The organism is Methylobacterium sp., from assembly GCF_019750675.1.
GTDB lineage: Bacteria > Pseudomonadota > Alphaproteobacteria > Rhizobiales > Beijerinckiaceae > Methylobacterium.
Map to the genome: position 1 here is coordinate 1 of NZ_JAIEOF010000354.1, position 9,680 is coordinate 9,680.

A 9,680-nucleotide genomic window follows, 5' to 3' on the forward strand; every position below is an offset into this window, starting at 1 on the left:
GTGCCGTCCGTGACGTAGGGGCCGTACTTGCCCGACTTCACCACGATGGGCTTGCCCGTCTCGGGGTGCTCGCCCAGCGGCCGGCCCGGATCGGCCGCCGGTCCGCGCCGGCCGCCGCCCTGCTCCTTGGCGACGATGAGGTCGATGGCCCGGTTGGCACCGATCTCCAGCACGTCGTCGTCGCGCCCGAGATTCGCGTACATCTTGCCGTGCTGCACGTAAGGGCCGAAGCGGCCGAGATTGGCCAGGATCGGCTCGCCGGTCTCGGGGTGGCGGGCCACCTCGCGCGGGAGCGACAGAAGCTTCAGCGCCATTTCCAGGTCGACCGAGGACGGGCTGGTGCCCTTCGGGATCGACGAGCGCTTGGGCTTGGGCGCCTCCTTCTCGGTCGAGGCTTCGCCGAGCTGGACGAAGGGGCCGAAGCGGCCGTCGCGCACCGTCACGGGCAGGCCGGACACGGGGTCGTTGCCGAGCACCCGCGTGCCGGGCTGGCCGCCGTTCTCGGACGAGCCCTCGCCGTCGCCCTCGACGCCCGAGGCGGCGAGCTGGCGGGTGTACTTGCACTCCGGATAGTTCGAGCAGCCCACGAAGGCGCCGAACTTGCCGAGCTTCAGGGAGAGCTGGCCTGCGCCGCAGGTCGGGCAGGTGCGCGGGTTCGAGCCATCGGCCTTCTCGGGGAAGATGTGGGCGCCGAGCAGGTCGTTGAGGGCGTCGAGCACCTCGGCGACGCGCAGCTCCTTGGTGCCCGCGATCGCGGCGGAGAAGTCGCGCCAGAAGTCCCGCAGCACCTCGCGCCAGTCGATCTCGGCGTTCGAGACACGGTCGAGCTGCGTCTCGAGATCGGCGGTAAAGTCGTACTCGACGTAGCGTTTGAAGAAGCTCTCGAGGAAGCCGGTGACGAGGCGGCCCTTGTCCTCGGCGACCAGACGCTTCTTGTCGATCCGCACGTATTCGCGGTCGCGCAGGGTCTGCAGCACGGCGGCGTAGGTGGAGGGCCTGCCGATGCCGAGCTCCTCCATGCGCTTGACGAGGCTGGCCTCGGAATAGCGCGGCGGCGGCTCGGTGAAGTGCTGGGTCGAGGCGATGCGCTCGCGCTTGAGCGCGTCGCCGGCCTTCATCGGCGGCAGGCGACGGCCGTCCTCGTCCTCCTCGTCGTCCTTGCCCTCCTGGTAGAGGGTAAGGAAGCCGTCGAACTTCACCACCTGGCCGGTGGCACGCAGTTCCAGCTTGCGCGGCCCGACCTGCGCGACGACGTCCACCGTGGTGCGCTCCAGCTCGGCCGATTCCATCTGGCTCGCCACCGTGCGGGTCCAGATCAGCTCGTAGAGCTTGGCCTGTTCGGCATCGACGGTGCGGGCCACGGTCTTGGGCAGCCGGCCCATGTCGGTGGGGCGCACGGCCTCGTGCGCTTCCTGGGCGTTCTTGGCCTTGACGCTGTACTTGCGCGGGCTCCCCGGCAGGTAGCGCTCGCCGTACTCCCGGGCCACGACCCGGCGCACGTCCTCGATGGCCTCCGGCGCCATGTCGACGCCGTCCGTCCGCATGTAGGTGATGAGACCCACCGTCTCGCCGTCGATCTCGACGCCCTCGTAGAGCTTCTGGGCGGCACGCATGGTCTGGGCCGGCGCCATCCCGAGCTTGCGGGAGGCCTCCTGCTGCAGGGTCGAGGTGGTGAAGGGCGGGGCGGGGTGGCGCTTGGCGGGCTTGGCCTCGACGCTGCCGACCGAGAAGGTTGCGAGTTCGAGGTCGCGCTTGAACGCCGCCGCCTCGTCGCCGGAGCCCACGTCGAGGCGCTGGATGCGCTTGCCGTCGGCGCCGGTGAGGCGGGCCTCGAAGGTGGCGCCGGTGTCGGTCACCAGGGTCGCCACCAGCGACCAGTATTCCCGCGGCTTGAAGACCTCGATCTCGCGCTCGCGCTCGCAGACGAGGCGCAGCGCCACCGACTGCACGCGGCCCGCCGAGCGGGCCCCCGGCAGCTTGCGCCACAGGACCGGCGAGAGGTTGAAGCCGACGAGATAGTCTAGCGCCCGTCGCGCCAGGTAAGCGTCGACCAGCGCCTGGTCGATCTGCCGGGGCTGGCGCATGGCGGTCTCCACCGCCGCCTTGGTGATCGCGTTGAAGGTCACGCGCTCCACCGGCATGCCCTTGAGGGCGCGCCGCGCGGTGAGCGCCTCGACCACGTGCCAGGAGATCGCCTCGCCCTCGCGATCCGGGTCGGTCGCCAGGATCAGGCCGTCGGCGCCCTTCAGCGCCTTGACGATGTCGGAGACGCGCTTCGAGCCCCGGTCGTCGAGCTCCCACAGCATATGGAAGTCCGCCTCCGGATCGACGGAGCCGTCCTTGGCGGGCAGATCACGGATATGGCCGAACGAGGCCAGCACCTCGTAGTCGCGGCCGAGGTACTTGTTGATCGTCTTGGCCTTGGCCGGCGACTCGACGACGACGACTTTCATGTGCGGATTCTAGCCTCTCGTCCGAGCCTGACCCGCAGCGACGACCGGCAGCAGCGACGACCGGCGGTAGAGTGTGCGGGGGGTGCCGCCACCCGCGAACAGGGGGCCGGCGCGGGGGAGAAGTGGGTCAACCCCGGGGGGAAGTCAAATGACCGCCCGCCGCCGGCCCCGTCTCAGGCGCGTCTGGCGAAGGTGAGGGCGGCGTCCAGCGCCCCGTTCAGGGTGGTCACCAGCGCGTCGGCCGAGAGGGTGCGGCGCAGGCGGTCGATGGTGGCCGGATCGCGCTCGCGCCAGAACCCGACCAGTACCTTCACGCCCGGGATCGCCCGGCGCGCCTGGCGCACGTTGAGCCGGATCTGCGACAGGCTGACGGGCTCCAGATAGGAGAAGCACACCAGGGCGATCCCCGAGAGGTTCTCCGGCGTCTCGCCTCGACGCAGCTGGGCCATCGACATCACCTGCGCGGACAGGCCGTGCCGCCCGAGGATCTGGCCGAGCATCAGGGTCGCGGCCTCGTCGAAGGGGCCGCGGCTGGACACGCAGAGCACGGGCCGGGGGGCTTGCCAGCGCGCCGGGAGGTCGGCGGGGCTGAGCACCGTCGCCGCGACCTGCCGGTCCGGCCCGATGGCGTCGAAGGCCGCCGAGGTCTCGGAATTGCCCGCCGAAGCGCCGGAGCCGGTCCTGCGCTGGACCGGCAGCGCCCCGAGGCGGGACACCACGGTGCGCAGGGCGGTGCCGACCTCGTCCTGCCGCGACCGGTCCAGGCTGCCGCGCGAGAGATCCTCCTGCGCCATCAGCAGGCCGGCCAGCACGACCTCGTCGTAGTAGGTGACGAGCGCGCGGGCCTTCAGGAAGAGCTGGCCCTGGTCGATGGCCTCGGCGGGGTCTCCCGCCAGCATGCGCTGGTAGAAAATCTCGGGCGGCGACAGGGCCGGGCGGTCGCCGAGGATCACGTCGAGGTACCACAGCCTGTCGATGTGGCGGCCGAGCACCACGAGGCAGACGGTGATGGGGGTCGCCAGCACGAGGCCGATCGGCCCCCACAGGAAAGCCCAGAGGGTGGCGGCCAGGATCACCGCGATCGGCGAGAGGCCGGTGGAATGGCCGTAGAGCAGGGGCTCGATCACGTGTCCGGCGATGGGCTCCACGATCAGGAAAAGCGCCGCGACCGCGATCGCCATGGTCCAGCCCGGATCCACGGCCGCGGCCACGATGAGGGGCAGCACGGTGCTGATGACGGCACCCACGTAGGGAACGAAGCGGAAGACCGTGGCGAGCACGCCGAACAGGATCGGGTTCGGCAGGCCGATCCACCACAGGCCGAAGCCGATGACGATCCCGTAGGCGATGTTGAGCCCGAGCTGCGCCAGGAAGAAACGGCTGAGGCGGCCGACCGCGTCGTCGATGGCCGCCGTCGTCCGGCGCAGGTCGCCCGTGCCGGCCAGCCGGATCGCCCGGTTCCGCAGGTCCTCGCGCTGGAGCAGGATGAAGATCGTAAAGATGAGGATGAGGCCGGTGGTGGCCAGCGGGTGCAGGATCGGACCCGCGACGGCGCCGAGGGTGCCGAGCAGCCCCGCCTTGGCGGAGGCGATCTGCACGTGGAACGGATGGGCGGCGCTGCCAGCGGTCCCCTCGGGAATCGGCGTCTTCAGGTCCGGCTGCAGCTCGGCACTGAGGTCCTGAACCATGTCGACCATGCGGGAGAGCGTGCCGCTGCCGGCGGTGGCCTCCTTCAGTGATCCGATCTTCTCGCGCATCGTCACCTGATAGCGCGGCAGGTCGGCGGCGAGTTGCGCCGTCTCGTTGGCGATCAGCAGGGCGACCCCGAGGAGCGCGCCGAAGGCGGTCAGCACGACGACCAGCACCGCGAGGGCCCGGGGCACCCGGATGCGCCGCAGGAGGCGCACGCCCGGCACGAGGACGAAACTGAGCAGGATCGCCAGGGTCACGGGCACGAAGATGTCGCGCCCGAGATAGAGCGCCGCCGCGATGGTGATGACGAGGAGGCAGGAGGCCAGGGTCGTGAAGACCGGCATCGCCTGCCTCAGCAGGCGGGCGGTGATGGGATCGTCGCTCATGGGATGCTTTGGATCTCGTCAGGATGAGCGACGGGCACGGCCATCCCGCGACGCGTCGAACGGGCAGGGGCGTGGAACGCGGGTGGTCGGCGGCGTGGTCAGACGGTGGGTTCCTGCGGCCCCACGGCGGCGTTGATCTGCGTCAGCAGCTTGGAGAAATCCACGGGCTTGGGATGGTAGTCGTTGCAGCCGGCCTGGATCGCCTTGTCGCGGTCGCCCGACATCGCGTGGGCGGTGAGCGCGATGATCGGGATACCCTTGGTGTCGCTGCCGGATTTCAGCACGCGGGCCGCCGACCAGCCATCCAGGATCGGCAGGTTCATGTCGAGCAGGATCACGTCGGGCTGCCCGGTGCGCGCCTGCTGCACGCCGGATTCGCCGTCATGGGCGAGGATCACGTCATAGCCGCGCCGCTTCAGCCGGCGGGACAGGAAATCCCAGATCTCCTCGTGATCTTCCACCAGCAGGATCTTCGCCATTCGCCCTGAACCCCTCGAACGTCACCAGCCGCCCCGCCGCCCGGCGCGTCGCGCGCATCGCGGCCAGACCAGGGCTGGCTCCCGAGCAAGACACGTGCTCGGGCCGTGCTGTGAACGCACGACCGGGCGGAACGGTCCATGGCATTCCAGGCGATCCGGCGCCAGGCACATAACCCTGTGATGCCCGCCTGTGATCCCCGCGACACTTACGGCGGGTCGAGCCGGGTCTTCGGCCGGGCGTCGCTCAACGGGCCGGAGGTGCCGGGCAGGAGGCCGCTGTCCTGCATCCAGAGCATCAGCATGATGGTGGCGACCAGGGTGGCGAAGGAGGCGAGGCGCCCGAGATGCCGGCGCCGGACCACCATCAGCACGAAGGTCGCCAGGAGGACGAGGAGCAGGACGAGGAACAGCATGCGGGGGACCAGCCTTTTCGCCCGGTGAATCCGTGGCCAACGGGGGGCGGCCCCGCCCGTTCCCGCGCGCCGCCCCCGCAGGGAACAAGCCCGCGGCCGCCGACCTTCTCGTGGCGGGTGCCCGGGTCGCGGTGTCCCACATTCCTCACAGACCGCCCCGAAGCGCCGTGCGTCGGAATTCGACGCCCGCCGGATGGAGATTCGCGATGAAGGCATTGTGCTGGCACGGCAAGGGCGACATCCGCTGCGATACGGTCCCGGACCCGCGGATCGAGGATGCGCGCGACGTCATCATCAAGGTGACGTCCTGCGCGATCTGCGGCTCCGACCTCCACCTGATGGACGGGCAGATGCCCACCATGGAATCGGGCGACGTGCTCGGCCATGAGTTCATGGGCGAGGTGGTCGAGGTCGGGAGCGGTTTCACCAAGTTCCGCAAGGGCGACCGCATCGTCGTGCCCTTCAACATCAATTGCGGCGAATGCCGCCAGTGCCGGCTCGGCAACTGGTCGGTCTGCCAGCGCTCCAACCGCAACGCCGCGATGGCGGCCGCCCAGTTCGGCTACACCACGGCGGGCCTGTTCGGGTATTCGCACATCACGGGCGGTTACGCCGGGGGACAGGCCGAGTACGTGCGCGTACCCATGGCCGACGTCGCCCCGATGAAGGTGCCCGACGGCATGGACGACGAGTCGGTCCTGTTCCTCACCGACATCCTGCCCACCGGCTGGCAGGGCGCCGAGCATTGCGAGATCCAGGGCGGCGAGATCATCGCGGTCTGGGGCGCCGGGCCCGTCGGCCTGTTCGCGATCCAATCCGCCAAGATCATGGGCGCCGAGCGCATCATCGCCATCGAGACCGTGCCCGAGCGCATCGCGCTGGCCCAAAAATACGGCGCCACCGACGTCATCGACTTCATGAAGGAGGACGTGTTCGAGCGCATCAAGGAGATCAGCAAGGGCGAGGGCGCCGACGCCGTCATCGACTGCGTGGGCATGGAGGCCACCGCCGGCCACGGCATCGCCGGGGTGCTGAGCACCCTGCAGGAGAAACTCACCTCCACCGAGCGTCCCTACGTGCTGGCCGAGGCGATCAAGGCCGTGCGCCCCTGCGGCATCGTCTCGGTGCCCGGGGTCTATGGCGGACCGGTGCCGGTGAACATGGGCTCGATCGTGCAGAAGGGCCTGACCCTGAAGAGCGGGCAGACCCACGTGAAGCGCTACCTCGAGACCCTGACGAAGCTGATCCAGGAGGGCCGCTTCGACATGACTTCGCTGATCACGCACCGCTCCACCAACCTCGCCGACGGCCCCGAGCTCTACAAGACGTTCCGCGACAAGAAGGACGGCTGCGTGAAAGTGGTCTTCCATCCGAACTGAGCCGGATCGGGCTGGCCGTGGAACGGACCCGTCCGCCGGTCGATCGCGTGGCCGTGCGATCGACCGGCGGAGACTGGATCGTTCGTGATCCGGGTTCTGCGCGCCCGGGCCCGATGTCCATTGCGGGCCGGGCCGGGCATCCGCTAAAGCCGGAGCATGTCAGACTTGGAAACACTCCTTGACCGCCTCAAGGATGCCCAGCGTACGCTCATCGTCGAGGCGGCGAAGATCGACATGCTGCCGCCGGACAGCATGTTGCGGCGCGTGGCGGACCTTGAGAACACGATCGCGGCCGTCGAGGCGCTGATCGAGGAGCAGGCCCCGCGCCGTGGCCGCGCCGCGGAGTGAGGCTGGTCCGCCCCCGGTGACGCCGGACGGGCGCTACCTCGTGGTGCGCGGCCGGCTCTGGCGCCGGACCCGCCCCGACCTCGCACCCGCCGACCGCGAAACCCTCGTGACGGCCCTGATGGAGGCCCGCCGCGCCGTGAAGGCCGCCAAGGCGGCGGGGGATGCGGACGCCCTCGCGAACGCCCGCCGTGCCGTGGACGCCGCCAAGCGGAGTCTCGGAGAACGCGGTCCCGTCTGGTGGGACGACGGCGCTCCCGACTTCAACCGGCACATGGCCCGCAACACGCCCTACGCCGCCTGGTTCGCGGACCAGAAAGATGCGGCGGGATAACGCGCCGACTGGACCGGCGGGCCGGGTTCGCCTATATCGGGGCTGCGGTTGATGACCGGTTCGTAATAACGTTTCAGGACCCGGAGGGCAGTACTCCGGCGCCTCCACCACGAGCTCACGGGCGTCCGCGCCGGTGAGCTTCTGATGGGGGCGAAATAGGATCGACTGGGCGGTAAAGGGATCGCGAGTTCGCTTTCACTTCGGTGCAAGACGATGCGGCTGTCGGTAAGGACTCGACCGGTTCGACGCAGGCAACCCCTGTTTCGAGCATTTGGCCAAAACTCTAAATGCCAACGATAACGTTGTCATGGATGCCCGCCTCGCGGCGTAAGCATCTTGCGGTAGGGTAACCGTCGAAACAGAACCCGGAGCTTCGGCTCCGGGACCCACCTTTCCCGACAATTCGCAATTTTCCGAGCGACCCGCATGCGCGGCTTTCGCGACGTGGACTCGTGCCGTCCGCGCCGGAGACGTGAGAAAGCCCCGGGGCCGATTGGGCCCGGGGCTTCTCGTTTCGTATCGCTCACACCCGCCCGCGACTCGGACGGTGCCCCGCCCTCAGACGGGGGTGTTCGGGTAGGCGCGCACGCGGTTTCGGCCCTCGACGGTGCTGCCCAGGGCGCTGCCGGGAATCGCGTTCGGCGAAGTGGCGGCAGCCGCCTGCGGGGCGGTCCAGCCCTCGGCGCGCCAGTTCTGCGCACGCTCGTCGACGTCGATCGAGCCGTGCTCCTCCAGGATGTCCATGACGCGGGCCGCGTGGGCGTCGTCCGCCCGGACCGTCACGAGGGTACCGCCCCGGCGCACGCCCTCGCTGTAGGTGTGGGCGTCGCTCTCGCTGAGCCCGGCACCGGTGAGGCCACCGGCCAGGCCGCCGGCGGCGGCACCGATGCCCGCACCCGTCACGGTCGCCACGAGCCAGCCCGCCGCCACCACCGGGCCGACGCCCGGAATGGCAAGGAGGCCGAGGCCCGTGAGCAGGCCGGCCGCGCCGCCCAGGACCGTGCCGACGGTGGCGCCGGCACCGGCGCCGCTGGAGGCCTTCTCGGTCGTATCATGGTGGCCGGTGCCGCCGACCGCGTTCGTGGTGTTCAGGCGGCCGGCGTGCCGGTCGCCCTCGTTGCTGCTCACGATGCTGATGTCGGCATGGGGAATGCCGGCCGCCTCGAGCTTGCCGACGGCGGTGCTGGCGGCGTCGTAATCGTCGTAGAGGGCGGTGATGGTCTGATGGGCCATGGGATGCTCCTGTTCGCGAAGGTCGCTTCGGTTTCGGAATCCGTTACTGGGCGGCGACGTTGCCCTTGAAATCGACGCCGACCTTGACCGGCTTTCCGTTGAGCATCGCGTCGCCACGCCAGATGCCCTTGTCGTCCTTGGTCAGGCCCTTGATGTCCTTGTAACCGGCCTCGGTCAGGCGGTGATGCGTCTGCGCCTCGGTGAAGCTGTTGGCACCTTCCTCAAGCTTGGCATGGGCCGCCGCCTGCGTGGTGGCGGGCTTCGTGGCGTCCGGCTTGTCGGTGTTGGGGCGGGTGACCGCCTCCTGGCCGCCGGAATTCGCGCTGGATTTCGCATCCGGGGCCGGGGTCCCGGTCACGGTGGTCTGGGCGAAGGCCGGGCTCGCGCCGAGGATCGACAGAAGGGCGAGGGCAGTCAGGGACCGTTTCACGGCATTCTCCTTGGGGTATCGCGACGGATGAAAGTCCCTCTCAATCTCGCGAGACCGTAAAGCGTTCCAAGCTGTGCCGACGAACAAAGACGCCGGGCGAGCCAAGCTTTGCCCGCTCGTCGGTTGTTCCGAAAAAATCTGACAGACATCGCAAGATGAATCGTGCTCCGCGCGCGCTCCGCAACACGGACGATCTTTTCGCGACAGACAGGCTTCCTGCGGACAGCCAGATCTGGACGTTCCGGCTGCTCGTCAGAACCTTTATCCGCCGAACGCGGCCGCGATCGCCAAGGGGCGTCCCGCCGGACCGGCGACAGCGCGTCGCGCGCAGCGCCGAGGCAGGGCGGCCCCATCCGGCGAGCCGGCGTGAAAAACTTGTCCGGCCAGGGTTGCCAGCGCAAAAAGGAGCCTCTAAACACCCGCTCACACCGGGGCGGCGGCAACGAGCCACCCGGTCGAAGGCGCCCGTAGCTCAGCTGGATAGAGCACCAGACTACGAATCTGGGGGTCAGAGGTTCGAATCCTTTCGGGCGCGC

The 9,680-nt window shown here is 69.4% G+C and carries 9 protein-coding genes, 1 tRNA gene and 1 other RNA gene; 5 read left to right on the plus strand and 6 right to left on the minus strand.

Annotation, left to right across the window (positions count from 1 at the left end; all coding sequences use genetic code 11):
• From topA to K2X24_RS17990, 4 genes are all read right to left on the minus strand, one after another.
• Positions 1 to 2,453: type I DNA topoisomerase (topA, locus tag K2X24_RS17975; protein WP_292499726.1), on the minus strand; the 2,453-nt coding region annotated here is incomplete at its 3' end.
• Between the two features lie 173 nt (positions 2,454 to 2,626).
• Complete coding sequence (locus K2X24_RS17980) at positions 2,627 to 4,531, minus strand: AI-2E family transporter (RefSeq protein ID WP_292499728.1); 1,905 nt, start codon at positions 4,529 to 4,531, stop codon at positions 2,627 to 2,629.
• A gap of 98 nt (positions 4,532 to 4,629) precedes the next feature.
• On the minus strand, positions 4,630 to 5,010 hold the full coding sequence (locus K2X24_RS17985) for a response regulator (RefSeq protein WP_292499729.1): 381 nt from the start codon (positions 5,008 to 5,010) through the stop codon (positions 4,630 to 4,632).
• 206 nt (positions 5,011 to 5,216) lie between these two features.
• Positions 5,217 to 5,423 carry a hypothetical protein gene (locus K2X24_RS17990; RefSeq protein WP_238280141.1) on the minus strand — a complete coding sequence of 69 codons (207 nt, stop codon included), beginning with the start codon at positions 5,421 to 5,423 and terminating at the stop codon, positions 5,217 to 5,219.
• Positions 5,424 to 5,629: 206 nt separating this feature from the next.
• Here K2X24_RS17990 and K2X24_RS17995 point away from each other — a divergent pair, with 206 nt between their 5' ends.
• From K2X24_RS17995 to ssrA, 4 genes are all read left to right on the plus strand, one after another.
• Complete coding sequence (locus tag K2X24_RS17995) at positions 5,630 to 6,802, plus strand: zinc-dependent alcohol dehydrogenase (protein WP_238280142.1); 1,173 nt, start codon at positions 5,630 to 5,632, stop codon at positions 6,800 to 6,802.
• Positions 6,803 to 6,958: 156 nt separating this feature from the next.
• Positions 6,959 to 7,150 (plus strand): hypothetical protein, encoded by a 192-nt coding sequence (locus tag K2X24_RS18000; RefSeq protein WP_292499731.1) that lies wholly within the window; start codon positions 6,959 to 6,961, stop codon positions 7,148 to 7,150.
• Positions 7,131 to 7,481 carry a hypothetical protein gene (locus K2X24_RS18005; RefSeq protein WP_292499733.1) on the plus strand — a complete coding sequence of 117 codons (351 nt, stop codon included), beginning with the start codon at positions 7,131 to 7,133 and terminating at the stop codon, positions 7,479 to 7,481. The genes K2X24_RS18000 and K2X24_RS18005 overlap by 20 nt, the downstream gene beginning before the upstream one ends.
• A 5-nt stretch (positions 7,482 to 7,486) precedes the next feature.
• Positions 7,487 to 7,854, plus strand: a transfer-messenger RNA (tmRNA) gene (gene ssrA, locus K2X24_RS18010).
• 185 nt (positions 7,855 to 8,039) lie between these two features.
• On the opposite strand, the gene K2X24_RS18015 is transcribed toward ssrA, so the two are convergent.
• A complete protein-coding gene (locus K2X24_RS18015) occupies positions 8,040 to 8,714 on the minus strand; it encodes a hypothetical protein (RefSeq protein WP_292499734.1) in 675 nt (224 codons plus the stop codon).
• A gap of 43 nt (positions 8,715 to 8,757) precedes the next feature.
• Positions 8,758 to 9,144 (minus strand): hypothetical protein, encoded by a 387-nt coding sequence (locus tag K2X24_RS18020; RefSeq protein WP_292499736.1) that lies wholly within the window; start codon positions 9,142 to 9,144, stop codon positions 8,758 to 8,760.
• 461 nt (positions 9,145 to 9,605) lie between these two features.
• Between K2X24_RS18020 and K2X24_RS18025 the strand changes: the two genes are divergently transcribed.
• Positions 9,606 to 9,679: transfer RNA gene (locus K2X24_RS18025), tRNA-Arg, on the plus strand.
• Position 9,680: the final 1 nt, after the last annotated feature.

Coding starts and splice junctions, on each gene's coding strand:
- K2X24_RS17995 (WP_238280142.1), top strand. CDS start 5,630: ATGAAGGCATTGTGCTGGCACGGCAAGGGCGACATCCGCTGCGATACG.
- K2X24_RS17980 (WP_292499728.1), bottom strand. CDS start 4,531: ATGAGCGACGATCCCATCACCGCCCGCCTGCTGAGGCAGGCGATGCCG.
- K2X24_RS17990 (WP_238280141.1), bottom strand. CDS start 5,423: ATGCTGTTCCTCGTCCTGCTCCTCGTCCTCCTGGCGACCTTCGTGCTG.
- K2X24_RS18015 (WP_292499734.1), bottom strand. CDS start 8,714: ATGGCCCATCAGACCATCACCGCCCTCTACGACGATTACGACGCCGCC.
- K2X24_RS17985 (WP_292499729.1), bottom strand. CDS start 5,010: ATGGCGAAGATCCTGCTGGTGGAAGATCACGAGGAGATCTGGGATTTC.
- K2X24_RS18000 (WP_292499731.1), top strand. CDS start 6,959: ATGTCAGACTTGGAAACACTCCTTGACCGCCTCAAGGATGCCCAGCGT.